Origin of the sequence: Achromobacter seleniivolatilans, from assembly GCF_030864005.1 — a bacterium.
Lineage (GTDB): Bacteria > Pseudomonadota > Gammaproteobacteria > Burkholderiales > Burkholderiaceae_B > Achromobacter > Achromobacter seleniivolatilans.
Genome location: NZ_CP132976.1, coordinates 1,738,967 through 1,764,062 on the forward strand (window position 1 = coordinate 1,738,967; position 25,096 = coordinate 1,764,062).

Genomic DNA, 25,096 nt, shown 5'->3' on the forward strand with positions numbered 1-25,096 from the left:
TGCCGCAACGCACCGCATCGCATCAATGCAGCACCCAACGAAGGGCAACAAGACCCGCAAGACCCTGTAGTTCGTACGTCAAATACTTAAAACATATCAAGGTGAAAACATGCAGCTGACCCGTACCGTGAAGCTAGTGAGCGCGGCGCTATTGGCGCTAGGCGCCCACGCCGCCCAGGCCAATAAGGCTGACAACTCCCTCAACATTGCCTTTGACGCGGCGCCCGCCACGTTGGACGCATACAAGGAATCGGACCGTCCTGGCCTGGCGCTGGCGCGCATGGTCTTCTCGGGGTTGCTGCAAAAGAATCAGGACACGGGCGAGTTCGGCCCGGCCATTGCCACGGGCTATAAGTTCGTGGACGACACCACTATCGAACTGCCCATCCGCCGCGACGTGAAGTTTCACGACGGTTCGGTGCTGACCATTGACGACGTGCTGTACACGCTCAATCTGGTGTCTTCCGAAGGCTTTAAGGCGCGCTTCCAGAATCAGGTGGCCTGGATCGCCAAGGCGGAAAAAGTGGGTGACGACACCGTGCGCATCACGATGAAGACGCCCTATCCGCTGGCGCTGGAAATGCTGTCGGAGAATCTGCCGATCTATCCGCGCAAGTACTACGAAGCCAATCAGTCGGACATGGGCGCCAAGCCCATCGGCACCGGCCCATATCGTCTGGCGGAAAGCCAGCCGGGCAGCCGTTATGTGTACGAACGTTTTGACGACTACTTCGGCAACAAGCCTGCCGTGAAGAAACTGGTGGTGCGCGTGCTGCCGGACGCCAACACGCAGTACGCCGAGCTGCTGTCGGGCGGACTGGACTGGATCTGGCGCGTACCGCCGGACGTGGCCAAGCGCATGGAAAAGACGCCGTCTGTCACCGTCAAAAGCAGCAGCATCATGCGCATCAGCTATATCTCGCTGAACCCGCGCGCCGATGACGGCAAGTCGCCCTTGGCCAAGCAGGAAGTGCGCCAGGCCATCAACTACGCCATCGACCGCGAAGCGATCCGCAAAGCGCTGGTGGGCGGCGCGTCCAAGGTCATTAACGCCGCTTGCAACCCGGCCCAGTTCGGCTGCGCGGCCGATGTCCAGACCTATAAATTCGACCCCGCCCGCGCCAAACAACTGCTGGCCGAGGCCGGTTATCCCAACGGCATCACGCTGGATCTGGTGATCTCCGCGCCGCCGCGCAGCATTCTGGATGCGGCCGCCGCGCAGATGGCGCAGGCCGGCATCAAGCTGAATCTGGTGGAGCAGCAGTACGGCACCGCCATGACCAACTGGCGCGAAGGCAAGATTGCGCTGCTGTCGTCTAACTGGGGTTCTTACGGCATTGCGGATGCCGCGCTGTCGACCAGCAACTTCTTCCGTGGCGGCCCCGATGATCAGGCGCGCAATCCCGAAGTCATCAAGTACCTGGAAGCCGCCGACACGTCCGTCGATCGCGAGCTGCGCGCCAAGAACTATGCCGCCGCGCAGAAGATCGTCGCCGAGCAGGCGTACTGGGTGCCGTTGTGGAACCACTCGCTTAACGCCGTGCAAGCCAAAGACTTGAATTTCTCGGTGGATGGCGACGAATTCCCGCGCTTCTACAAGGCCACCTGGAACTGATCCGGCTTGCCGGCCGTGCCGGCGCAAGTCCCTAGCCTGGCTGGCGCTTCGGCGTCCAGCGGGGTGACGCGCGCCGGTGCTTACCGACAAAGGTTGACCCATGATTGCATTTTTGTTTCGCCGCTTAGTGGTATCCGCGCTGCTGGTAGTGTTCGTGTCGCTCATCAGTTTTTCGCTGGTGTTTGCCTCGGGCAACCCGGCGGCCCGCCTTGCCGGCGAAGGCAGCGCGGCCGACGCGGCCCGGCTGTCGCAACAGCACGGCTTTGGTGATCCGATTCTGGTGCAGTACGGCCGCTGGCTGACCGGCGTTGTGCGCGGCGACTTTGGCGACAGCCTGTATTTCAGCCGCCCCGTCGCCGAACTGCTGGGGCAGCACTTTCCCGCCACCGCCAAGCTGGGGCTGGCGGCGATGCTGTTTGCGCTGTTGCTGGCGATACCCCTGGGCGTGCTGGCCGGATTGAAAAAAGGCTCACTGGCCGACCGCGCAACCATGATGCTGTCGGCCTGCGCGCAAGCCATGCCGCCCTTCTGCCTGGCGTTTCTGTTGATCATCGTCTTTAGCGTGCGCAACCAATGGCTGCCGGCATCCGGCTTTGACACGTGGAAGCACTACGTGATGCCGGTTGTTGCGCTGGGGCTGTTTGCCATGCCCGCCATGCTGCGGCTGATGAAATCCGAAATGGAAACGGTACTGACCACCGACTACATCCGCACGGCCCGCGCCATGGGGCTGGGCGGCGCCAGCGTGGTGCTGAAGTACGCGCTGCGCAATGCCTTGCGGCCGCTGGTGTCGCTGGCGGCGGCCCAGATGGGGACGCTGCTGGCTGGCTCGGTGGTGATCGAAACCGTCTTTGCCATCAATGGCGCGGGCCTGCTGGCCTGGACGTCGATCCTGCGCGGCGACTTTCCCACCATGCAGGCATTGATCCTGATCTTTGCGCTGATCTATATCGCGCTGACCCTGCTGGCGGACCTGATCAACGGTTGGCTGGACCCACGCGTGCGAGCTGCCACATGAGCACCATCATTTCTGCCCCCCTGCCCGCTGCGGCACGCAGCGGCCGCTTGGCCCGCGCTGGCCGCAACACTGGCCTGATCCTGCTTGCGCTGCTGGTGCTGGCTGGCCTGCTTGGGCCCTATCTGATTGCGCACGACCCGTATTCGCAGGATTTGCTGGCGCGGCTGCAAGAACCCGTCTGGGGCGAAGGCGGCGACTGGAACCATATTTTGGGCACCGACCAGTTGGGCCGCGATGTGCTGGCCCGGGCGCTATACGGTGTGCGCGTGTCAGCCTTGATCGGCTTGTCCGTTGCCTTGATGGGCGGGCTGATCGGGACCACGCTGGGCGTCGTCGCCGGCTATTTCGGCGGCGCGGTGGACCGGGCCGTATCTTTCCTGATTACCGCTCGGCTGGCGCTGCCCATCATTCTGGTGGCGCTGGCCGTGGTGTCGGTCGTGGGCGCATCGCTGACGGTCGTGGTGCTGGTGCTTGGGCTGCTGCTATGGGAACGCTATGCGTTGGTTGCACGCACCATGGCCGCAGGCCTGCGCAATGCGGAATTCGTGACGGCTTCACGCTTGCAGGGCTGCACCCATCTGCAAATCATCTGGCGCGACATCCTGCCCAATCTGGTCGGCAACCTGCTCATCATCGGCACGGTGGACGCCGCCATGGCGATCACGCTGGAAGCCTCGTTGTCGTTCCTGGGCCTGGGCGTGCCTGCTCCCATGCCGTCGCTGGGCCTGATGATTGCCGAGGGCAAGGAAAACATGCTGTTCCAGCCATCGTTGGTGGTCATTCCCAGCATCGTGCTGTTCGTGCTGGTGCTGTGCGTGAACCGCGCCGGTGAAACGCTGCGCGCCATTCAGTTGAAAAGGGGTTGAACCATGACGACAACCAGCCATCCCCTGCTGCGCGTGCAAGACCTGCATATCGACATCCACACTGCCACGCACGCCAAACACGTCGTGCGCGCCGTGGACTTCACGCTGGAACGCGGCAAGACGCTGTGCATCGTGGGCGAATCCGGTTGCGGAAAATCGCTGACCGCGTTGGCGCTGCTGGATCTGCTGCCTGCGGCCGCCGTGCGGCGCGTGGCCAAGCTGGAATTCGCGGGACAGGATCTGGCCACGCTGACGCCGCGCCAGCTGGCGCAGTTGCGCGGTGCGCGCATCGCCATGATCTTTCAGGACCCGATGACGTCCTTGAACCCGGTGTTTCAGATTGGCACGCAGTTGATCGACGTGCTGCGCCGGCACAAGCGCGTCAGCCGCCGCCAGGCCGCCGAGCGCGCTGAATACCTGCTGCGCCGCGTCGGCATCAGCAATCCAGAAGAGCGCATGCGCCAGTATCCGTTTGAACTGTCTGGCGGATTGCGTCAACGCGTCATGATCGCCATGGCGCTGATGTGCGGCCCGGAACTGCTGATTGCCGATGAACCCACCACTGCACTGGACGTTACGGTGCAGGCCGAACTTCTGGATCTGCTGCGCGACATACAGGCCGAATTTGGTTTGGGGATGGTGTTCATCTCGCACGACATGGGACTGGTGGCGCGCATTGCCGACCACGTCATCGTGATGTATGCCGGCGACATCGTCGAAGGCGGCAGCGTGCGGGACGTATTGGCGCATCCCAGCCACCCCTACACGGCCATGCTGCTGAACTGCATTCCGCAACCTGGGCGCACCGCTCCCCGCAGTGACCTGCCCACCATCGCGGGCGCCGTACCGTCGCTGGACACCGCCATCATCGGCTGCGCCTTTCGTGAACGTTGCCCGGTGGCAGAACCGCGCTGCGCGCAGCCCTTTGCCGCCCGGGTGCAGGGCGAACACCGCTGCCTCTGTGTAAAACCGGGCGCCATGCGCTCAGGAGCCCCGGCATGAACGCTCAACCCGCCACCCCCGCCAGCATCAGCCTCAACTCCCTGTCATTCCAATACGGCCGCGCCAGCCTGTTCTCGCGCCGCCCCGCGCCGCGCATCCTGCACGACATCGACCTGCATGTGCCCGCCGGCCAGACGATCGGGCTAGTGGGCGAATCCGGTAGCGGAAAGTCCACCATCGCCAAGCTGATGCTGGGTCTGCTGGCACCGACCCAAGGCGAAGCGCTGCTGGACGGCCGCCCTTTGACCGCCATGCCGGCACGGGCCCGCGCCCGTCGCATTCAGATGGTGTTCCAAGACCCCTATTCGTCCTTGAACCCGCGCCGCACCATCAACGAGATATTGACGGCGCCGCTGCGCGTTCACGGCATCGGCGATGCCCAGTCGCGGGCCGCTTCCGTGCGCCGGATGATGGACGCCGTTGGATTGGTTCCCGCCTTTGCGGCGCGCTTTCCGCGTGAACTGTCGGGTGGACAGAGGCAGCGTGTGGCGATCGCTCGCGCCCTGATGCTGGAACCGCAGTTGTTGATCTGCGATGAGCCGACCTCCGCGCTGGACGTCTCGGTTCAAGCTCAGATCCTGAACCTGTTGATGGAACTGCAACGCGAACGCGGCTTGGGTTATCTGTTTATCAGCCACAACCTGGCCGTAGTGCAGCACATTGCGGACCAGATCGTGGTGCTGCAAGGCGGGCGCGTCGTCGAACGCGGCTCGGCCGATCAAGTGTATTTTTCGCCTACCCATCCGTACACGCGCCAGTTGATCGGCGCGACTCTGGCCGTACCGCAAGAGCAGGAGTTGGCCGCATGAATACGCCACACTGCCCCCACTACCTGCTGGTCGGCAACGACGAGAAAGTCACTTGGGACGATGGCCAGATCCGCTTTCTGGCCCCGGGCCGCGACACACTCAGTATTTTTGATGCCGGCGCGAATCCGGCCGCGCCCGTGCTGGTGGCCACACTGCCGCTGGCCAACTCTCTGTTCGGCCCGCCCGTCAATCTGGCCGTCACCCCGGACCAGCGCCTGGCGCTGATCGCGGACTCCATGGCGTGGCCGGAGCGAGCGGACGGTGCAGGCTGGCAACCCGCGCCGGGGCGTGATGTGACCGTGATTGATCTGGCCGCAACACCGCCTGCCGTGCTGCAAACGCTGCAAGTGGGTTTGCAGCCGTCCGGCCTGTCCATCAGCCGCGCGGGCACCATGGCGCTCGTTGCCAACAAGGCAGGACGGTCAGTGTCGGTGTTGAAGATTGCTGACGGCCGGGTTGAGGTGTGCGGCGAGGTAGATGTAGGCACGCCCGTTGTCGCCGTGTCGTTTTCCACGGACGGCCGCCGCGCCTTTGTCGTCAAGACCGACACGCACCGGCTGGGCGTGCTGCATATCGATGAAACCGGCGCGTCGCCACGCGTCACGCACAACCCTGCTGAAGACCTGACCACGGGTCTGGTGCCTTTCAATCTGGTGGTGTCGCCAGATGGCTCACTCGCGCTGGTGGTGGACATGGGCAGCCCAACGGCATCCGATGGCCATGCCGATTCCATCAGCGTGGTCGATCTGACCAGCACACCGCCGCGTGTGATCGACCGCGTGATGGTCGAAGACGGCCCCGAAGGCATCGCCATCAGCCCCGATGGCCGGTATGCCGCCGTGGCCATTGTTCAAGGCTCAAACAACCCGTCTACGGAATGGTTCCATCACCCGCGCGGCCAGATCGTGCTGCTACGCATCGATGGGCAGCGGGTGACCCGCGCCGGGGCGATCGACGTCGGCGCGCTGCCCGAAGGCGTGGCCTTCAGCCCAGACAGCCGCTTTCTATACGTGGGCAATTTTCTTGACGCGCAAATGCAAGTCCTGGCCGTGGGAGACAACGGCCTGTCCGACACCGGGACACGTATTGCCCTGCCCGGCCACCCCGCATCCATGCGGGGGCAATCCTACTGAGCGGGGCCGCACCTCGCCGCTGTTCCACCTGACCTGATCCATCCATCCCTATCTGCTTCTGGAGTTCTTGATGACTTACGCACCCCGAAACATCCGCGTCCTGCTGGGCGGCGCCCTGATGGCCATGGCCGGTCTGGCCCCGTTGTCCGCCCATGCCGTGGACATCAAGCTGGGCCATGTGCTGGCTCCCAGCCACAGCTGGAACAAGGCTGCCGAAGGTTTTGCCGCTGAGGTCAAGGAAAAGACCGCTGGCCGCGTCAACTTTGTGCTGTTCCCCAGCGGCCAATTGGGCAATGAAAAGACCATGCTGGAAGGTCTGCAAATCGGCAGCCAGGGCGCCGCCATTATCGGCTCGGGTTCCTTGCAGCCGATCGAACCCAAGTTTGGCATCGTCGAACTGCCCTACACCTGGTCAACATCGCAGCAAGCCTACAAGGCCTATGACGGCGAATTGGGTGAAGCGCTGGCCAAGCTGGCAGACAAGAAAAACCTGACCATTATTTCGTGGTGGGAAAACGGCTTTCGTCACGTCACGAATAACCGTGGCGCCGTTGCCAAACCGGCAGACCTGAATGGCCTGAAAACCCGCGTCACGCCAGACAAGATGCGTCTGGACACCTTCACGGCGCTGGGCGCGAATCCCGCGCCGCTGGCCTTCGGCGAACTCTATTCGGCCTTGCAGCAAAAGGTGTTCGACGCGCAAGAGAACCCGCTGTCCATCATCTATACCTCGTCGTTTTTTGAAGTCCAGAAATACCTGTCCTTGACCGGCCACGTCTGGGGTCCGGCCAATCTGATCATCTCCAAGCCCGTCTGGAACCGCATTTCGGCTGACGACAAGAAGGTCGTGCAGGCGGCGGCTGACAAGTGGCGCGACGCCCAGCGCAAGATGATCACAGACGGCGATCAGCAATTCGTGGCCCAGTTGAAGGAAAAGGGCATGCAGGTCAACGACGTCGACAAGACCGCCTTCGCCGCCGCTGTCCAGCCCGTCTGGAAGACGTATTCGGTCACCTACGGCCCCGAACTGATGGCATTGGTTCAGAAGTACCGCGAGGCCCAGTAATGCTTAATCGACTGTCCGCCATTCTGTCGGGCATCAGCAAGGCCTTTGCCGCCCTGGCGGTGGCCTTGCTGGCGATCCTGATCACTTATGTGGTGTTCGCCCGCTTCGTCACCCACACCACGCCCCACTGGGCTGAAGAACTGCCGCGGCTGGTGCTGGTCTGGTCCGCCTTTATCGGCGGCGTCGTGTGCAGCTACGACCGCTCGCACCTGATGGCCGGCCTGCTGCCCTTTCTGGTCCGCAATCAACGCGTGCTGAACGCGTTTGAGCGCATCAACCAAGTGCTGATCATTGTGGGACTGGTTGCGCTGGGCTACGCCGGCTGGCAGTTGGCGGACCTGACCATGGACCAGACGCTGCCCGCGCTGGACGTATCGGCAGGCACGGTTTACCTGGCCCTGCCTTTTGCCTGCGCGGTCACCGTGGTGGTGCATCTGGCGCAGTTGTTCTCTCCCGCCCCTGCCGCCACGGCAACCGAATAGGATTAACAAGATGTCTTCGGGTGCTCTCTTTTTGATGGGTGTGTTTACGATCACCGTATTGATCGACATGCCCATTGCGTTCGGGCTGGTGCTGTCTTGCCTGGCCTATCTGGCGGTTTACGATTCGGCGCCCATGATGGTTGCCGCGCAGCAGTATGTGGTGGGACTGGACAGTTTTACCCTGTTGGCGATTCCGCTGTTTATTCTGGCCGCTCATCTGATGAACGGCGCGGGCCTGACGCAGCGCATTGTGCGCTTGTGCGCCGCCATTGTCGGCGACATCAAAGGCGGGCTGGCCGTGGTTGCGGTGCTGGCCTGCCTGATGTTCGGCGCATTGTCAGGGTCTGGGGTGGCCGACGTGGTGGCCATCGGCAGTCTGTTGCTGCCCGCCATGGCGCGCAGCGGCTACGACAAGGGATTTTCCTGCGCTCTGGTTGGTAGCGCGGGCGCCACCTCCACCATTATTCCGCCCAGCATTGTGCTGATCGTGTACGGCACGATCACCGATACCTCGGTGGGCAAGCTGTTTGTCGCGGGCATCATTCCGGGCCTTCTGCTGGGCTTGTCGCTGATCGGCGTGGCCATCTGGCAGTCGCGCAAACACAACTGGGCGGGCGGCCAGCCGTTTTCCTGGGGTGAGTTGCGCGCCGCCGCCATCGACGCCTTGCCCGCGCTGATGGTGCCCGTGCTGATCATCGGCGGCATCCGCTTCGGCATTTTCACCGCCACCGAAGCCGCGTCCAGCGCCATTCTGTACGCCTTGCTGATCGGCTTTTTCTGGTACCGCTCGTTGAGCCTGAAGTCCCTTTGGGACAACCTGAAATCCACGGGCGAAAGTAGCGCATCCATTTTGCTGATCATCGGCGCGTCGGGACTGTTTGCCTGGGTGCTGGTGGCCGAACAAGTGCCGCAGGCGTTATCGACCCTGCTGGTCGAATGGACCGACAGCAAGACCGCCGTGCTGCTGGTGCTGACCGTGGTGCTGCTGTTGCTGGGCACCTTCATGGAAGCGATTCCGGTCATCATCATCGTGGCGCCCGTTGTGATGCCTGTGCTGGCACACTACAACATCGACCCGGTGCACTTCGGCATCCTGCTGTCCATCAACATGGCAATCGGCGCCAACACGCCGCCAGTGGGGGTGGATCTGATGGCGGCGTGCAAGATCGGCGGCATCAACATGATGCAGACCTTGCGTCCGCTGTCGTGGATGATGCTGGCGATGACCGCGGTCATGCTGTTGCTGACCTTTGTTCCTGAACTGGTCCTGTTCCTGCCGAGGCACGTGCAATGACACAAGCGAACTATCAAGCCGTCCAACGGCCCCGTCCTGCCAACCTGCGCCGCAGCTGGATGTTTGTGCCGGGTCTGGATGCCGCCGCGCAAGCGGCGGGTCTGGCCAGCGGCGCCGACGCCCTGGTTGCCGACCTGGAAGAGTTCACGGCGCCGTCCGACCGGCCCTTGGCGCGCCCGCGCATCGCTGCGCTGTTCGACAGATGCCGCGCCCATGGCGTCGTAGCGGCGGTACGTATCAACAAGCTGGAAGACGATGGCCTGGCGGATCTGCAAGGCGTCATGCCTGGCAGGCCAGACGTGGTGTTCCTGCCCCACGCGGAAAGCGCGGCGCAGATCATCGCGCTGGATCTTGCCATTACCGCGCTGGAAAACACATTGGGCCTGCCAGCGGGCAGCACCGGTATCGTCCCTACGCTGGAATCCGCCTTGGGACTGGTCCGCGCCTATGACATCCTGACCGCCAGCCCGCGCGTGTCGGCCTGCCTGCTGGCGGCCGAAGACTTGACCGCCAGCCTGGGCGCCGAGCGCGGCAAGGACGGCATCGAGCTGCACGCCGTGCGCGCCCGGTTCCTGGTGGATTGCACGGCTGCAGGTTGCGTGCCGATCGACTGCCCCTTCAACTACCGCGATCTGCCTGCGCTTGAAACCGATTTGCGCTGGGCGCGCCGTCTGGGCCTGAAATCCAAATGCGCGACGATGGCGGAACAGGTGCCGCTGATCCACGCGGCATTCACGCCGTCTGCCGCCGACGTCAGCGCCGCCCGCGACTGCGTGTCCCGTTTCGAGGCCCAGCGCGCTGGCCGCCACGATGCCGAGCGCATTGATCCCCCCACTTACAACACTGCGCGCCGCCTCTTGGCGCGCCATGACCAATTCGAACGATGGGCCGCCGAGCGCCGCGCGCAGGCCGTCCCGCAACCAGGAGACTCCGCATGACGACAGCCGCAATTCCAGAACGCAATGGCGGACAGATTCTGATGCAGCAGCTGCGCATTCATGGCGCGCGCCGCGTATTCATGATCCCCGGCGAAAGCTATCTGCCCTGCATCGATGCGCTCAACGAGCACACCGACGCCATCGAGCCTATCGTTTGCCGTCAGGAAAGCGGCGCCGCCTATATGGCCGAAGCCTATGGCAAGCTGACCGGCGAGCCCGGCATCTGCTTTGTCACCCGCGGCCCTGGCGCCACCAACGCCAGCATCGGCGTGCACACCGCCTACCAGGACTCCACGCCGATGATCCTGTTCGTGGGCCAGGTGGGCAACGACTTCATGGAACGCGAAGCCTTCCAAGAGATCGACTATCGCCGCATGTTCGGCCAGATGGCCAAGTGGGTGGCCCAGATCGACCGCACCGACCGTATCCCCGAATACATTTCCCGCGCCTTTGCCATTGCCACCAGCGGCCGACCCGGCCCGGTGGTGCTCGCCCTGCCCGAAGACACGCTGTGGGGCACCGCCCGCGTGGCCGATCTGCCGCGTTATCCGCGCGTGCACAGCCACCCGGGCGCCGCCGATCTGACGCGCATGACGCAGTTGCTGGACGCGGCCAAACGGCCGTTCCTGCTGCTGGGCGGCAACGGCTGGCATCAAACAGCAATCGATCAGATCGCCGGTTTCGCCGAACGCTTCGAGCTGCCCGTTGGCACTGCGTGGCGCCGGCTGGAGTGCTTTGACCAACGCCATCCCAACGCGGCCGGCCACGTTGGCTGGGCCATGACACCGGCCCTGCGCCAGCGCCTGCGAGACGCCGATCTGGTGCTGGCCGTGGGCACGCGTCTGGGCGAAGCCACCACTGAAGGCTATACGGTCATTGAAAGTCCGCTGCCGCGCCAGAAGCTGATCCACGTCTATCCAGACGCCGCCGAACTGGGCCGCGTGTTTTCTCCCACCCAAGCCATCGTGGCGGACGTCGCCAGCTTTGCGGCCAGCGTGTCTGCCCTGCGCCCGGGCCATGCCGCCCCGCGCGGCGAGGCCGTGCGCGCCGCGCATCAAGAGCTGACAGATAGCCTGACGCCCTTGCCATCGCCCGGCGCGATGAGCCTGGACGCGGCGGCTGCCTATGTAGACGCGCACATTCCGGCCGATGCCTGCATCACCGTGGGCGCTGGCAACTACGCCTTGTATCCGCACCGCTATCGCCGCTACACCGGCCCGGGCACCAGCCTGACGCCTACGGTCGGCTCCATGGGTTATGGCCTGCCGGCCGCCATTTCCGCCAAGCTGGAAGACCGGCAGCGCACCGTCGTCTGCTATGCGGGCGACGGCTGCTTCCAGATGAACATGCAGGAACTGGGCGTGGCCTTGCAGTACCGCGTAGGCGTGGTCGTGCTGGTGTTCAACAACGGCATCTGGGGCACGATACGCGCCCATCAGGAACGCGAGTTCCCCGCGCGAACCATTGCGCTGGGCTTTGAAAACCCCGATTTCACGCAAATCATCCGCGGTTACGGCGGCTACGGTGAAGCCGTCGATAACACCGCTGACTTCGGCCCGGCCTTTGAACGTGCGCTGGCATTTGCAGAAGAGCACAGCATGCCCGCGCTGCTTGAAATCCGTTACGACGCCAACGGCATTGCCCCCGGCGAAACACTGATGGGCATCCGCGAAGCCGCCCAGGCCCGCATTGCCCGCGCAGCCCATTGATAAACAGGAAGACACCCATGACGACGACGATTTCGATCAACGGACAGCGGCTGTGGCAGTCGCTGATGGATCTGGCGCAGATCGGGGCCACGCCCAAGGGCGGCAACTGCCGCCTGGCGCTGACCGCTTTGGACGGACAGGGCCGCGACCTAGTCACCGGCTGGATGCGCGACGCGGGCATGACCCTGCGCGTCGATCAGGTGGGCAACATCTTTGCCCGCCGCGCCGGCCGCAATGACAGCCTGCCGCCCATCATGACCGGCAGCCACATCGACACCCAGCCCACCGGCGGAAAATTCGATGGCTGCTATGGCGTGCTGGCGGGTCTGGAAGTCATACGCAGCCTGAACGACCACGGTGTCGTGACGGAAGCGCCGCTGGAAGTGGCCATCTGGACCAATGAAGAAGGCTCGCGCTTTGTGCCGGTGATGATGGGTTCGGGCGTGTTCGCGGGCAAGTTCCCGCTGGAAGTCGCGCTGACGGCGCGGGACCGCGACGGCAAGTCGGTGGCCGACGAACTGACCGCCATTGGCTACGCGGGCACCGAGCCAGTAGGCGGCCGCGCAGTGGGCGCTTATTTCGAGGCCCACATCGAACAAGGCCCGATTCTGGAGCACGAAGAAAAAGTGGTCGGCGTGGTGACGGGCTCCCTCGGCCTGCGCTGGTACGACGTGGTCGTGACCGGCATGGAAATGCACGCTGGCCCCACTCCCATGCCGATCCGCAAGGACGCGCTCTACGCTACAAGCTTTCTGCTGCAAGCCGTTATCGGCATCGCCAATGACAACCAGCCGCACGGCCGTGGCACCGTGGGCGAGATCCACGCCCACCCCGGATCACGCAACGTCATCCCGGGTCAGGTGCGCCTGACCGTGGACTTGCGCCACGAAGACGAGGCCACGCTGGCGCAAATGGATCAGCGCTTTCTGGATATCTGCGCCGAGGTCGCGGCGCGCCACGGCGTAACCGTGGACGTCAAGCAGGTGCAGTATTTTCCGCCCACGCCGTTTGATACGGATCTGGTCGCCAAGGTGCGCGCAGGCGCCACCCGGCGCGGGCTGGCCGCTATGGACATCGTGACCGGCGCCGGTCACGACGCCGTCTACATGGCCAGCGTCACGCCTACTGCAATGATCTTCGTGCCGTGCAAAGACGGCATCAGCCACAACGAAATCGAAGACGCCAAGCCTGCTGACCTGGAAGCCGGCTGCAACGTGCTGCTGGACGCGATGGTGGCACGCGCCAACGGTCAAGGAGCCCAAGCATGAGCCAACACGATTCTGCCTACTGGCACGCCCGTGCCTCCGCCCTGTCCTTCAACGGCCAGGCCTATATCGACGGCGCCTACTGCGACGCCGCTGATGGCGCCACCTTTGCCGCTTCCAGCCCGATCGACGGCCGCAAGCTGGCCGATGTAGCCGCCTGCGGCGCGGCCGACGTGGACCGCGCCGTGCAGGCGGCCCGCCGCGCTTTTGAAGCCGGCGTCTGGAGCGGCCTGTCCCCGCGCCAGCGCAAAGAACGTCTGCTGCGCCTGGCTGCCCTCATCGACACGCACCGCGAAGAACTTGCGCTGCTGGAAACGCTGGACATGGGCAAACCCATACGCGACGCGCTTGCCTTCGACGTGCCGGAAACCGCGCGTTGCTATGCCTGGTACGCCGAAGCCATCGACAAAATCTACGACGAGATCGCGCCAACCGGTCCCGATGCGCTGGCCACCATTACCCGCGAAGCACTGGGTGTGGTCGCCGCGGTCGTGCCCTGGAACTATCCGCTGATGATGGCGGCCTGGAAAGTCGCGCCCGCGCTTGCTGCCGGCAACAGCGTCATCCTGAAGCCCGCCGAACAGGCATCGCTGTCCTCTATCCGGCTTGCCGCTCTGGCCGAAGAAGCGGGCATTCCCGCTGGCGTCTTCAGCGTGGTGCCAGGCCTGGGGGCCGTGGCCGGCCAGGCGCTGGGTCTGCATCCCGATGTGGATTGCGTGGCGTTTACCGGGTCCACCGCAACCGGCAAGCGCTTCATGACCTATTCGGGCCAATCCAACTTGAAACGGGTTTGGCTGGAATGCGGCGGCAAGTCGCCGCATATCGTGTTCGACGACTGCCCCGACCTGGACCGCGCCGCGCAAGCCGCCGCCCTGGCCATTTTTTCCAACCAAGGCGAAGTCTGCATCGCGGGTTCGCGGCTGTATGTGCAAGACGGCATCTACGACGCCTTCATGGACAAGGTCGCCACCATTGCCGCCACCCTGCAACCCGGCGACCCGCTGGACCCCAACACAGCGATGGGCGCCATGGTGGACGAACGGCAAATGCGCGGCGTGCTGGACCGCATCGCGGCCGGCAAGGCCGAAGGCGCAAGCCTGCGCCTGGGCGGCAGCCAGGCGCGCAACGCCACGGGCGGTTATTACATCGAACCAACCATCTTTGAATGCGCAAGCCAGGACAATTCGCTGGTGCGCGAAGAGATCTTCGGCCCGGTACTTGCCGCCCAACGCTTCGCCACCGAAGACGAGGCCGTCCAACTCGCCAATGATTCGGTGTACGGACTAGGCGCGGGCCTATGGACGTCAAACCTGTCGCGCGCGCACCGGCTGTCGCGCCGCCTGCGCGCCGGTCTGGTCTGGGTCAATTGCTATGCCGATGGCGACATCACGGTGCCATTCGGCGGCGTCAAACAATCGGGCTTTGGCCGCGACAAGTCCTTGCACGCGCTGGATAAGTATTCTGATCTGAAGACAACGTGGATCAGTTTGACGGTGTAGCGGCGGATTGCAGCGGCAGGTAAGTCTGCCGCTCAGTCCGAGGTTGAGGACTGCGTCCAGTACCTTGCTGGCGCAATCAATCGCCCACGCCGTACAAGGCTGGCAACAATACGGGTAGTGAGTCCAACGGAAACCCAAACCGCACAGGGCCACGAGCGTGGTCTGACACAACCAATCCGCTTTTCAGCGTCGCAGCCAACAGGGAGCGGCCAGTCCGCTCCCCCAAACCTGTCATTTGAATGAACTCGCCCCTGGAAATGGGCCCGGCAGCAAACAGGTGATATATGGGAAGCGCCGCCTCGCGCCGCAACGTTCCTTTAACCGCCTCAACTTGAACAGCCGCCAGAATTTTCTTCTTCATTGAATCCAATGCCAACATTTGCGTCATGTAGGCCACTTGGTCTTCACACACCCGCAGAAAATAATCGACCCATTCAATCAGCCCTTTTTGCGTGAGATTGCCTCGGCCATCCAGGTCGCCTTGTCGTGGCGCATCAGCTGCGGCCAAGTATCCGTAATAGTCCTGCACTTCTCGGGCCAGGCCACGGTTCACGGACCAAAGCCCTTTCGTGAAAGGCAGCATGGCGGCGTGGGTTTGTAGGCGTGCGGCACGTCCATTGCCATCAACAAAGGGATGCATCCACGCCATACGATGATGGGCACACGCGATGGCAATCAATTGGGAGTCTGCGGAACGGGGGCGATCATAGTGCTGCGTAAATGCGGCCATAAATGCCGGCAACGAGTGCCATGCGGGGGGGGTATGCCTTCCCACAGCCACATCGATCTGGCGCAGCTTGCCGGGTTCCACGGACACTCCGTCCTTGGACGAGCGGTCGTCTGGATCAAGGCGGCTATACAAGGCGTGGTGCGTAATTTGCACAAAATCCGCCTCTAGCGCGGACCGTTGCGCCACCTGGCCTGATACCTCTTTTTCAGCATCAATATGCGCGACGGCTATGCGCTGCAATCGCGCAATTTCTGGCCGGTCAGAGAAATCGTGATGCAACGCCGCTTCGATGTTCTTCGGTGTAGTGCTCTGCCCTTCTATCCGATTGCTGTAGTAGGAATTCATGCTACGGAGCAATTCGCGCAAAGCCTCGCGCGTGGAGGGATGCGCCAGCGACGCAAGCTCGGCCGCCTGGTTCACGACGGTGGCAGCGCGTGCGCGGTGCTCCGCCAGCAACGCCTCGGAAGGCTGCATAGGAAGGAATTGATGCGGAGAATCGTACATGATTTTGCCGGTCAATTTGCCGGTAAATATTTTGGCAGTTTTTAATTATAACCAATTGATAATTAGCTATTTTTTTGCACCAAAATACACTAACAAGCCAATTTATTGCCGGTAATTTTTCCGGTACGTTTTCCGATCATGCTTTCGATATTTTGCTGATCCAAGTACTCAGTTTTCCAGTCTTACGGTGACCTCCTGATTCAGCACCTTCGACCCTTCCTTAGCCTCCCTTCACGCCGCCCCCTTCACCACCCGATGCACAAATTGCAGCTTGCCCACCACTTCCGCCGGCAGCACAAACGGGTAAAAATCGCGCTGGCCCATGCTGCGGGACAACTCGTTCAACACGCCCGTCAGGGCAACCCACGCGTTGATCAACGACAGAAACGCCTCGCCATCGGGGTCCTGCGGGTCATATAGGGCCTGCGTGGTGAAGGGTTCATACGATTGCTCGACGGCCATGCGCGTCACGCCAAAGCTGATCGCGGTGTCCAGCGTGTCCATCATATGCAGATAGTGCGCCCAGGTTTCGGCCCAATCCTCCCAAGGATGGCAGGACGCATAGGTGCTGATGAAATGCAGCGCCCAATCGGCCGGAGGGCCTTGTTCGTAGTTGCGTTGGAGCGCCTCGGCGTAGTCGGCCTGTTCGTCTCCGAAGACCTGCCGGAACGGCGTCAGCCAAGAGGTATTGGCGATCAACTGGTCCCAGTAATAATGACCGATCTCGTGGCGGAAATGACCCAGCAGCGTGCGATACGGTTCGCGCATGTCTTCGCGCACCTTCACGCGGTACGCGTCATCGGCCTCAAGAATGTTGATCGTGATCAGCCCCTGGGCATGGCCCGTCAATAGCGGCGTGCCGTCTGCGGCGGGCGCCAGCAGGTCGAATGCCAGGCCGCCGTCGTCAGGCGTTTCCGACCGGCGCAGGGGCAAGCCCAGCGTCATCAGTTGCGCAATCATTTGCCGCTTGGCCGCCTCGACCTTGAACCACAAAGGGCCGTTCTCGGGCACCGAAAGATCCGGAATCGTATGGTTCAGGTTGCAGGCAATGCAGAGCGCGTCCGGGCTGTGCGCGGGCAATAGCCAGTTGCACAGCGCAGGCATGTCGTAGTTGGCGCAACGTTTATAGGTCTTGCCGCGGGCACGGCCCGCTTCGCGCCAGGCGCCCGGCGCGCTGCCCTCTTCCAGCGCCAGGACGTGGCCGCGCTTGGGGTCAAAGCCCAACTGCCGGTGGCAGTTCAGGCATTCGGTATTGCTAAAAAATATGGGTTGCCCGCAAATGCACTGAAACGCCTTCGCGCGCGCATGCCGCACACGCTGGCGTTTCGGAGCGCGCAGCTGGCGGTTGATCGCGTCGAAGAAATAGCTCATACATCCCCTTCCGTCGGAAATTCGTTGATAGGAGCAACCGTTACGCGCACATCAAGCTCGTGCCCGCCGCCCCGGATCACGCCCCGCAAAGGCGTGACGTCGCTGTAATCGCGCCCTACTGCCAAGATGACGTGGGCAGTGCCCGGCACCACGTCATTGGTGGGGTCCAGGTCTACCCAACCGCCATTGACGGCGATGCCCGCGCAATGAACCGATACCCAGGCATGTGACGCATCCGCGCCGATCAGGCGTGGCCGGCCTGCGGGCGGCTGCGACATCAGATAGCCGCTGACGTACCGCGCCGGCAAGCCAATCGCGCGCAAACAACCGATCATCACATGCGCAAAGTCCTGACAAACGCCCGCGCGATCTTCAAACGCTTCGAGAATCGGCGTGGACACCTGCGTGTGCGCCGGCTGGTAGCTGAAGTCGGCATGAATCCGGTGCATCAGATCCACCGCTGCCTGCGCAACCGGCCGACCTGGCGTGAAAGACAGCAAGGCGTATTCCCGGAGCTCGGCATGCAGCGGTACGTAGGTCGACGGGAAGGTGAATTCGACCTCGCTGGCGAACGGCGCGGCAGCGTCGTAACGCAAACGCTGTACGGCGGCCTCCCACGGCAAACCGGTATCAGGGTCCAGCTGATCGAAGCGCGGGTGCACGGTCACGCGGCTGCTTGCGCGCACTGTCAACGATTCGTGCGGCGCGTACAGCGCGAAGGTGCAGCGCGTGTTGCCGAACCCGTCGATGGTCTCAATCAGATCGGCCGGTGCGGGCGTCACGGTCAATTCGTAGGCCTCGACCACCTGACAGGCGTCATTCAAGGGACGCAGATACCCCAGATGATGCGCAAGTTCTACCGGTGCATCGTAGCGATAGGCGGTTTCATGGTCCACGCCCAGCGTCACCCCGCCAGAGCAAGGCGTCGTCTGGGGTGAGGCGGTAAGGGGCGTGGGCAGAGTCATGGATCAGGATCAGAAAGGAAATAGAACCGGCTTATGCCGTCAGCGTCTGGTCGTAACCCGCCGCGTGGCTGAAATAGCGGCGGCTGATTTCGTTGGACAGCGCAATGGCCGCGGTATCCAGCTGTTCAGTCAGCGCCAGCACGCCCGCATACAGTCCCTGCGTTTGCTGGCACAACGCCGTCAACGGCACGACGGCATCGCTGGCGGGCAACAGGCCCACCAGGTCGGCGGCGGGTCCCGCCACCGTGCCGGGCAAACGGGCCACTTCTTTGCGCAACACGCCAAGCACGCATGCTATCGAACGCGGGTTGGCGGGTTCTTGCACCAGCAGATTCAACATGGCGGGCACTTCCTGGCGCCCCGGGTAATAGGCGCGATACGTGATCTTGCTGTCGAACAAATCCAGCAGGGTCGTAAAACCGCTGTCGCCCATCACGGCATTGCGCTGGAACCATTCGCCCAGCAGGCGGCTCATCGTCGACAGACGTTCTATCTGCCGCCCGATGGTCAATAGCCGCCATCCGTCGTCTCGCGTCATGCGGTCGGTTTGCGAACCGGTGATGGCCGACAATTGGGTACCCAGGTTCTTCAGGGCCAGCAGCACATCCGGGGTGGAGGCCGGCGCGTCAGGGCCACGGACTTCGGCCGCGGACGCCATCTCGGTGAAATGCTGGTGCGCGGTAACGACCAGCCGCCAGTGGTCTGGCGACAAGCGGTCGCGGATCTGCCCCGCCGAAAACGCCAGCGCGCCCAGGTTGCGCAACACGCCGCCTTGCGAGTCCGCCCCGGCCAATTCGGCCACCAGCGTGGATTCAAACATGCGCACCGACAGGGTCGGCGCGGCTGGTACCAGCCCGCTGCGGCGGCATGACGCGGAAACGGCGGCAAACAGCTCGCCAGCATTGTCATCGTCGCTGTTCAGCCAGCTCAGCGCCACATTCGCCAACCGCACATCGTTTTCGGCGCGTTCCGTGTAGCGTCCCATCCAGAACAGGTTCTCTGCCGCCCGGCTGGAAACCGGGCGATGGGCCGGCACAATATCTTCCGGCCGCAGTTGGGCCGGCAGCATGGAAAAGGTGTCCACCGCGCCCCGGGTCGTGACCCAGGTATCCATACTGCTGCCGCCGCGCTGCATCGACACGATCTGCTGCTCGCGGTTGGCAATGCGTGTCAGCCCGCCGGGCAGCACGTTCCACCCGCCCTCGCCGTCTGCAATGACGAACACGCGCAGCATCGCCGCGCGCGGCACGATGCGGCCTGCGTTCCAGCTGGGCGCTTGTGACAGCGGCAGGTATTCCTGAATGGTGTAGGCGTCGGGATGCTCTGCAATGCGGGCTTGCAGCGCGTCGCGTTCAGACGCCGGCACGGCGCCCCCGATCACGGGCTCAAAGCCGCCGCGCATATTGCTGGGATAGGTCGACTTGACCACCGCTCCCGGCAGATTTGCCAGCACTTGATCGCGCGCCGCGGCCTCGCCGCACCACCATGACGGCAGCGACGGCAAACGCAGATCTTCGTTCAGCAATTCGCGGCTGATCGCGGGGAGAAAACCGTTGATCGCGGGCGACTCCAGAAAACTGGCGCCCAGCGAGTTGGCAACCAGCACATTGCCCGCGCGCATGACCTGCAACAGGCCTGGCACGCCCAGCGTGGAGTCCGAACGCAGCTCCAAGGGATCGCAAAAATCGTCATCCAGCCGGCGCAATACCGCATGTACCCGTTCCAGACCGTGCAAAGTCTTCAGATACAGCAGGTTCTCGCGCACAACCAGGTCGCCGCCTTCCACCAGCGTCACGCCCAGGTAGCGCGCCAGATACGTCTGCTCAAAATACGTTTCGTTGTACGGCCCTGGCGTCAGCAGCACAATGCGCGGCGGCGTATGCGCGTCACGGCCGCCGGGGCTGAGCTTGTAGAGCATGTCCATCAGCCGGCGATAACTCTTGGCCAGATGCTGGACCCGCAGCTCCTTGAATGCCTCGGGAAACATACCTGAGATGGTCAGCCGGTTTTCCAGCAAGTACCCCAGACCGGACGGCGCCTGCGTGCGCTGCGACACCACCCACCAGCCGCCATCGCTGGCGCGCGCCAGATCAAAAGCCACAATGTGCAGATACGTGCCCGCAGGCGGCGTGTAGCCGCGAAGCGGACGCAGATATCCCGGATGGCCAAGCACCAGCGCAGGCGGAATCAGATTTCGGGCCAACAGGGTTTGCGGTCCATAAACATCTGCCAGCACCCGGTTGAGCAGCGTGGCGCGCTGGCACAGGCCAAGTTCTATTGCCGCCCAATCCGTGTCATTGATGACAAAGGGCAACAGGTCCAGCGACCAGGGCCGCGCCGACCCGCTGGCCTCAGCGTAGATGTTGTAGGTAATGCCGTTTTCACGGATCTGGCGCGCCACCATGTCCACCCGCCGGTCCAGGTCGGCAAAACCGCTGGTGCCCAGCAGTTCAAAGAAACGGGGCCATGGTTCGCGCAGCCGTGTAGCGCCCGGCGCGCCGGCCGTGTCGCGCAGCTCGTCATAGTGCCCGGCGCGTGCGGGCAACGCCGCATGAACCGCCAGGGATGCGACATCCTGCGACGGATCAGTCTGAAAAAGAAATTGCGGCATAGCAGCTTTAGCGGCGGCGGGTGCGCCGGGGTTCAACATCCAAGAGGGGTCAATCGTGCCTTAAATCCAAAGAGAACGGAAATTCGCGGCTGACCACGGCGGGCGCAACGTCCATGCGTCCGGGGGTGTGTCCGATCTTTTCAAAGCGGGCCAAACGGCGGCTTTCGGCTTCGTAGGAATTTATCGGGAACGACTCCGGATTCAGTCCGCCCGGGTGCGCCACGTGGTACTGACAACCTCCTAGTGAACGTTTGTTCCAGGTATCAACGATATCCACCGTCAACGGCACATGGGCCGCAATGGTGGGATGCAGCGCCGACGGCGGCGACCACGCCTTGTAACGCACCCCCGCCACGTATTCCCCAACCCGCCCGGTGGGCTGCAAAGGCAAGGCGCGGCCATTCACCGTCACAACATAGCGGTTGCCGTTCAAGCCCGATACCCGTATTTCCACCCGTTCCAGCGAAGAATCCACGTAGCGCACGGTGCCAGAAGACGAGCCCTCCTCGCCCATCACATGCCAGGGTTCCAGCGCGCCACGCAGTTCCAGATGGACGCCGCGCGCAGACACATCGCCAAACAGCGGAAAGCGGAATTCGAAATGCGGTGCAAACCAGGCAGCGTCGAAGCCGTAGCCGGCCTCGTTCAAATCGGTCAGGACGTCTTCGAAATCCATCTTCACAAAGGTGGGCAGCAGAAAGCGGTCATGCAGTTCCGTGCCCCAGCGGGTCAAGCGCGCGGTATACGGCGTCTTCCAGAAATGGGCGATCAACCCGCGCAGCAGCAGTTGCTGGGCCAGGCTCATGCGCGCATGCGGCGGCATTTCAAAGGCGCGCAGTTCCAGCAACCCTAGGCGGCCCGTGGCGCTATCGGGCGAATACAGCTTGTCGATGCAGAATTCGGACCGGTGCGTGTTGCCCGAGACATCCACCAGAATATTGCGCAGCGCCCGGTCGATCATCCAGGGCGGCACGCTGGCGCCCTGCTCCGCGCAACGGCGATGGATCTCTTGAAATGCCAGTTCCAGCTCATAGACCTGATCATTGCGCGCCTCGTCGATACGCGGCGCCTGACTGGTCGGCCCGATGAACAACCCCGAAAACAGGTATGACAGCGACGGATGATTGACCCAATAGGCCAGCAGACTGGCCAGAACGTCGGGACGGCGCAGGAATGGACTGTCGGCGGGCGTGGCCCCACCCAGCACAAAATGGTTTCCGCCGCCCGTGCCGGTATGGCGGCCATCGGCCATGAACTTCTCGGTGGACAAGCGGGTTTCAAAGGCCGCTTCGTACAGGAATTCCGTGTGATCGACCAGTTCGGCCCAATTGCTTGCGGGATGGATGTTGACCTCGATGACGCCTGGGTCGGGCGTCACTTGCAGCACCTTCAGACGGGGATCGCGAGGCGGCGGATACCCTTCCAGCACGATCTTGACGCCCAGGTCCTGCGCCGTGGCTTCAACTTGGGCGGTCAGCGTCAGATAATCTTCCAGACGCGGCAACGGCGGCATGAACACATACAGAATGCCCTCCCGGGTTTCCACGCACATAGCTGTGCGCGTCAACCCAGCAGCGGATTCAAACTTGGCCGGAGCGGCAGCGTCCATACCTGCCGAACCCTTGCCCGCAGCCGCTAGCTCGTGCCGACCCGACGACCCTGCTTGCGTCAACAACTGTGCGGGGCCCGGCAATGAGCGCCGGACTTCGAAGGGATCTCGTTCCACAGCTACGGGCGCATCACCCTCGGCCACCCAAGGCAGCGAATCCAGCGGCAGCCGGTAACCCATCGGGGAATCCCCCGGGAACAGGTACATGCGCTCGTCGCGCAGAAACCAAGGGCCCGATTTCCACGGGGCGTCTTCACCCGGCTGGATGGGCAAGGCGTACCCGACGACGCTTTCCAGCTTCTGCTCGAACACACGCCGCAAGCGCGCGCGCTCCATGTCGTCTTCAAGACGCGAGTCAAATGGATCCACGTTGACGGGCAGGCGGCGTTCACGCCACAAGTAATAGAAGGTGTCTTCGTAGCCCGGCACGACGAATTTTTCCTCGACGCCCAGCCGCGCGCACAAGCGCGACGTGAAGCGCTGCGCGTCGGCACGGGTGCAGGCGCTGCGCTGGCGTTCATCGGCGAACAGCGCCGGATCATTCCAGCAGGGCTCGCCGTCGGCCCGCCAATAGATCGACAAAGCCCAGCGCGGCAGTTGCTCGCCCGGATACCACTTGCCCTGCCCAAAATGCAAAAAGCCGTTGCCACCGTAACGGGCGCGCAAGCGGTTCAGCAATTCCACGGCGTAACCGCGCTTGGTTGGCCCCAGCGCCGCCGTGTTCCATTCCGCGCCCTCGCGGTCCGACACCGACACAAAGGTCGGTTCGCCACCCATCGTCAGGCGCACGTCCATGCCGTTGAGATGGTCGTCGATCTTGTCGCCCAGGTCGCGGATGGACTGCCATTGTTCGTCGGTGTAGGGCTTGGTCACACGGGGCGATTCAAATACCCGCGTGACTTCCATCGTGTGCGTGAATTCCACCTCGGCCTCATCGACCGCGCCCGTGACCGGCGCCGCGCTGCCCGGTTCAGGGGTCGCTGCAAGCGGAATATGGCCTTCGCCCGCCAGCAGACCCGACGTTGGGTCCAAACCGATCCAGCCTGCGCCGGGCAGGTAGACCTCGCACCAGGCGTGCAGATCGGTAAAGTCCGACTGTGCACCGCTGGGGCCATCCAGCGCTCGCACGTCCGGCTTCAGCTGGATCAAATAGCCCGAAACAAACCGTGCCGCCAGCCCCAGATGGCGCAGTGCCTGCACCAGCAGCCAGCCGGAATCCCGGCACGACCCCGCGTTGCGCACCAGGGTTTCCTCCGGCGTCTGCACACCGGGTTCCATGCGTATCAGATAGCTGATTTCTTTATGGACCTGCTGGTTGATGCCCACCAGAAAATCCACCGTGCGCTGCCGGCGCACATCAACGCGCGATAGAAATTCCGCGAATAGCGGGGTGGCCTTGTCGCACACCATGTAGGGCGCAAGCTCTCGGGCCAGGCCATCATCGTAGGTAAAGGGGAAGTCTTCTGCGTCTGGCTCCAGAAAGAAGTCAAACGGGTTATAGACCGCCATCTCCGCAACCAGGTCCACCGTGATCTTGAACTCGCGCGTTTTCTCCGGAAAGTTCAAGCGAGCAAGGTAGTTAGCGAAAGGGTCTTGCTGCCAGTTGATGAAATGGTGCGCCGGCTCAATCGTCAGTGAATACGACAGGATAGGCGTGCGGCTGTGCGGCGCTGGCCGCAAGCGCAGCACTTGCGCGGACAATCCGACCAGCCGGTCATATTTGTATTGCGTAACGTGCTTGAGTGCTACGTGGATCGTCACTGCGTTCTCCGGTCAACAGGGGCCGCCGATACGCGGGTTACGGCAACATTCATGGATAGCACCGCGGCCGTTCCGTGCAGCCAGCGCACGGGCGACGCGGATTCATAATCGCGCGCCACCGCCAGCCGGCAATGGCCGTCCGAGGCGAAGCAGAAATGGGTCACATCCACGCTGACCCAGCCGTGGCCCGCCAGCCAGACATCGGCCCAGCCGTGGCTGGCCGCGTCGTCACCCGCCTCGTGCCAATAGCCGCTGACATAACGGGCAGGCGTGCCAAAGGCGCGCACGCAGGCCAGCAACAGATGCGTGTGATCCTGACTGCTGCCCCGCCCCGCCGCCAGCACTTGCGCGGCAGTTATCGGCATATCGTTCAGCGCGGGCGCGTAGGCCACACGTTCGCGTATGGCGGCGCTAAGCGTCAACACATCTTGCGGCGTATGTACGCCGGCCGGCACAACGCGCCGGCAGAATTCGCGCACGCTGTCATCGCAGAGCGTGAGCGCGGTGGGCACGCCATAGATGTACACCGGCAAGCGCTCGTCCTCATCGCCCACATGGCCTTGTGCCAAAGGATGAATGTCCACCTGTCCGATGGCATGAATTTCGATTTCGGTATGAGTGCGATGCAGGGTCAGCGTATGGGTGACGTTGCCGTAGGCATCGACCTGCGCCTGGATTTCACCGGGCGTCTGAATCTGCCATTTCAACGCGTGCTGGTGATCGTCGCGGCGTGGCGTCAGCCGTAGCGTCTGGATGCTGTAGTTGACCGGGGCGGCATAACGGTAACGCGTCACATGCTTGATGAGATGCTTCATGAACTTCTCCACTGCAAGGTCACGCCTGGCAACG

At 63.1% G+C, this 25,096-nt stretch carries 19 protein-coding genes; 13 read left to right on the forward strand and 6 right to left on the reverse strand.

Features of this window, described 5'->3' with window-relative positions; all coding sequences use genetic code 11:
* Window positions 1-109 precede the first annotated feature (109 nt).
* The 13 genes from RAS12_RS07720 (at window position 110) to RAS12_RS07780 (ending at window position 14,696) form a co-directional block, all read left to right on the forward strand.
* Window positions 110-1,615, forward strand: a complete 1,506-nt coding sequence (locus tag RAS12_RS07720) for an ABC transporter substrate-binding protein (RefSeq protein WP_306946918.1) — start codon at window positions 110-112, stop codon at window positions 1,613-1,615.
* Window positions 1,616-1,715: 100 nt separating this feature from the next.
* Window positions 1,716-2,633 (forward strand): ABC transporter permease, encoded by a 918-nt coding sequence (locus tag RAS12_RS07725; RefSeq protein WP_306946920.1) that lies wholly within the window; start codon window positions 1,716-1,718, stop codon window positions 2,631-2,633.
* Complete coding sequence (locus tag RAS12_RS07730; RefSeq protein WP_306946922.1) at window positions 2,630-3,499, forward strand: ABC transporter permease; 870 nt, start codon at window positions 2,630-2,632, stop codon at window positions 3,497-3,499. Before RAS12_RS07725 ends, RAS12_RS07730 begins: the two co-directional genes overlap by 4 nt.
* 3 nt (window positions 3,500-3,502) lie before the next feature.
* Window positions 3,503-4,501 carry an ABC transporter ATP-binding protein gene (locus RAS12_RS07735; RefSeq protein WP_306946924.1) on the forward strand — a complete coding sequence of 333 codons (999 nt, stop codon included), beginning with the start codon at window positions 3,503-3,505 and terminating at the stop codon, window positions 4,499-4,501.
* On the forward strand, window positions 4,498-5,310 hold the full coding sequence (locus RAS12_RS07740) for an ATP-binding cassette domain-containing protein (protein ID WP_306946926.1): 813 nt from the start codon (window positions 4,498-4,500) through the stop codon (window positions 5,308-5,310). Before RAS12_RS07735 ends, RAS12_RS07740 begins: the two co-directional genes overlap by 4 nt.
* On the forward strand, window positions 5,307-6,443 hold the full coding sequence (locus tag RAS12_RS07745) for a lactonase family protein (RefSeq protein WP_306946928.1): 1,137 nt from the start codon (window positions 5,307-5,309) through the stop codon (window positions 6,441-6,443). The genes RAS12_RS07740 and RAS12_RS07745 overlap by 4 nt, the downstream gene beginning before the upstream one ends.
* A 70-nt stretch (window positions 6,444-6,513) precedes the next feature.
* Window positions 6,514-7,509: a TRAP transporter substrate-binding protein gene (locus RAS12_RS07750; protein ID WP_306946930.1), complete on the forward strand. Its 996-nt coding sequence runs from the start codon at window positions 6,514-6,516 to the stop codon at window positions 7,507-7,509.
* The gene (locus RAS12_RS07755) at window positions 7,509-7,991 is read left to right on the forward strand and encodes a TRAP transporter small permease (protein WP_306946932.1); all 483 of its coding nucleotides are present in this window, start codon (window positions 7,509-7,511) and stop codon (window positions 7,989-7,991) included. Before RAS12_RS07750 ends, RAS12_RS07755 begins: the two co-directional genes overlap by 1 nt.
* A 10-nt stretch (window positions 7,992-8,001) precedes the next feature.
* Window positions 8,002-9,285, forward strand: coding sequence for a TRAP transporter large permease (locus tag RAS12_RS07760; RefSeq protein ID WP_306946933.1), 1,284 nt, complete (start codon window positions 8,002-8,004; stop codon window positions 9,283-9,285).
* A 59-nt stretch (window positions 9,286-9,344) separates the two neighbouring features.
* The gene (locus RAS12_RS07765) at window positions 9,345-10,223 is read left to right on the forward strand and encodes an HpcH/HpaI aldolase/citrate lyase family protein (protein WP_371321295.1); all 879 of its coding nucleotides are present in this window, start codon (window positions 9,345-9,347) and stop codon (window positions 10,221-10,223) included.
* Window positions 10,220-11,932 (forward strand): thiamine pyrophosphate-binding protein, encoded by a 1,713-nt coding sequence (locus RAS12_RS07770; protein WP_306946938.1) that lies wholly within the window; start codon window positions 10,220-10,222, stop codon window positions 11,930-11,932. Before RAS12_RS07765 ends, RAS12_RS07770 begins: the two co-directional genes overlap by 4 nt.
* A gap of 17 nt (window positions 11,933-11,949) precedes the next feature.
* Complete coding sequence (locus RAS12_RS07775) at window positions 11,950-13,200, forward strand: Zn-dependent hydrolase (protein ID WP_306946940.1); 1,251 nt, start codon at window positions 11,950-11,952, stop codon at window positions 13,198-13,200.
* The gene (locus RAS12_RS07780; RefSeq protein WP_306946942.1) at window positions 13,197-14,696 is read left to right on the forward strand and encodes an aldehyde dehydrogenase; all 1,500 of its coding nucleotides are present in this window, start codon (window positions 13,197-13,199) and stop codon (window positions 14,694-14,696) included. The genes RAS12_RS07775 and RAS12_RS07780 overlap by 4 nt, the downstream gene beginning before the upstream one ends.
* A 76-nt stretch (window positions 14,697-14,772) precedes the next feature.
* Here the strand turns inward: RAS12_RS07780 and RAS12_RS07785 are convergent, their stop codons facing one another.
* The 6 genes from RAS12_RS07785 to RAS12_RS07810 all read right to left on the reverse strand — a co-directional run bounded on the left by RAS12_RS07785 (window position 14,773) and on the right by RAS12_RS07810 (window position 25,062).
* On the reverse strand, window positions 14,773-15,930 hold the full coding sequence (locus tag RAS12_RS07785) for a Fic family protein (protein ID WP_306946945.1): 1,158 nt from the start codon (window positions 15,928-15,930) through the stop codon (window positions 14,773-14,775).
* 231 nt (window positions 15,931-16,161) lie between these two features.
* Window positions 16,162-17,301 carry a zinc-binding metallopeptidase family protein gene (locus RAS12_RS07790; protein ID WP_306946947.1) on the reverse strand — a complete coding sequence of 380 codons (1,140 nt, stop codon included), beginning with the start codon at window positions 17,299-17,301 and terminating at the stop codon, window positions 16,162-16,164.
* Window positions 17,298-18,266 (reverse strand): transglutaminase family protein, encoded by a 969-nt coding sequence (locus RAS12_RS07795; protein WP_306946949.1) that lies wholly within the window; start codon window positions 18,264-18,266, stop codon window positions 17,298-17,300. Before RAS12_RS07795 ends, RAS12_RS07790 begins: the two co-directional genes overlap by 4 nt.
* Window positions 18,267-18,297: 31 nt before the next feature.
* On the reverse strand, window positions 18,298-20,877 hold the full coding sequence (locus RAS12_RS07800; protein WP_306946951.1) for a circularly permuted type 2 ATP-grasp protein: 2,580 nt from the start codon (window positions 20,875-20,877) through the stop codon (window positions 18,298-18,300).
* Window positions 20,878-20,926: 49 nt separating this feature from the next.
* Window positions 20,927-24,247 carry a transglutaminase family protein gene (locus tag RAS12_RS07805; RefSeq protein ID WP_306946953.1) on the reverse strand — a complete coding sequence of 1,107 codons (3,321 nt, stop codon included), beginning with the start codon at window positions 24,245-24,247 and terminating at the stop codon, window positions 20,927-20,929.
* Complete coding sequence (locus tag RAS12_RS07810) at window positions 24,244-25,062, reverse strand: transglutaminase family protein (protein ID WP_306946955.1); 819 nt, start codon at window positions 25,060-25,062, stop codon at window positions 24,244-24,246. Before RAS12_RS07810 ends, RAS12_RS07805 begins: the two co-directional genes overlap by 4 nt.
* Window positions 25,063-25,096: the final 34 nt, after the last annotated feature.

Bases quoted from the DNA above. Each gene is read 5' to 3' on its own strand.
- RAS12_RS07745 (WP_306946928.1), top strand. From the start codon at position 5,307: ATGAATACGCCACACTGCCCCCACTACCTGCTGGTCGGCAACGACGAG.
- RAS12_RS07810 (WP_306946955.1), bottom strand. From the start codon at position 25,062: ATGAAGCATCTCATCAAGCATGTGACGCGTTACCGTTATGCCGCCCCG.
- RAS12_RS07780 (WP_306946942.1), top strand. From the start codon at position 13,197: ATGAGCCAACACGATTCTGCCTACTGGCACGCCCGTGCCTCCGCCCTG.
- RAS12_RS07765 (WP_371321295.1), top strand. From the start codon at position 9,345: ATGTTTGTGCCGGGTCTGGATGCCGCCGCGCAAGCGGCGGGTCTGGCC.
- RAS12_RS07800 (WP_306946951.1), bottom strand. From the start codon at position 20,877: ATGCCGCAATTTCTTTTTCAGACTGATCCGTCGCAGGATGTCGCATCC.
- RAS12_RS07785 (WP_306946945.1), bottom strand. From the start codon at position 15,930: ATGTACGATTCTCCGCATCAATTCCTTCCTATGCAGCCTTCCGAGGCG.
- RAS12_RS07725 (WP_306946920.1), top strand. From the start codon at position 1,716: ATGATTGCATTTTTGTTTCGCCGCTTAGTGGTATCCGCGCTGCTGGTA.
- RAS12_RS07795 (WP_306946949.1), bottom strand. From the start codon at position 18,266: ATGACTCTGCCCACGCCCCTTACCGCCTCACCCCAGACGACGCCTTGC.
- RAS12_RS07760 (WP_306946933.1), top strand. From the start codon at position 8,002: ATGTCTTCGGGTGCTCTCTTTTTGATGGGTGTGTTTACGATCACCGTA.
- RAS12_RS07735 (WP_306946924.1), top strand. From the start codon at position 3,503: ATGACGACAACCAGCCATCCCCTGCTGCGCGTGCAAGACCTGCATATC.
- RAS12_RS07775 (WP_306946940.1), top strand. From the start codon at position 11,950: ATGACGACGACGATTTCGATCAACGGACAGCGGCTGTGGCAGTCGCTG.
- RAS12_RS07720 (WP_306946918.1), top strand. From the start codon at position 110: ATGCAGCTGACCCGTACCGTGAAGCTAGTGAGCGCGGCGCTATTGGCG.
- RAS12_RS07740 (WP_306946926.1), top strand. From the start codon at position 4,498: ATGAACGCTCAACCCGCCACCCCCGCCAGCATCAGCCTCAACTCCCTG.
- RAS12_RS07755 (WP_306946932.1), top strand. From the start codon at position 7,509: ATGCTTAATCGACTGTCCGCCATTCTGTCGGGCATCAGCAAGGCCTTT.
- RAS12_RS07750 (WP_306946930.1), top strand. From the start codon at position 6,514: ATGACTTACGCACCCCGAAACATCCGCGTCCTGCTGGGCGGCGCCCTG.
- RAS12_RS07730 (WP_306946922.1), top strand. From the start codon at position 2,630: ATGAGCACCATCATTTCTGCCCCCCTGCCCGCTGCGGCACGCAGCGGC.
- RAS12_RS07790 (WP_306946947.1), bottom strand. From the start codon at position 17,301: ATGAGCTATTTCTTCGACGCGATCAACCGCCAGCTGCGCGCTCCGAAA.
- RAS12_RS07770 (WP_306946938.1), top strand. From the start codon at position 10,220: ATGACGACAGCCGCAATTCCAGAACGCAATGGCGGACAGATTCTGATG.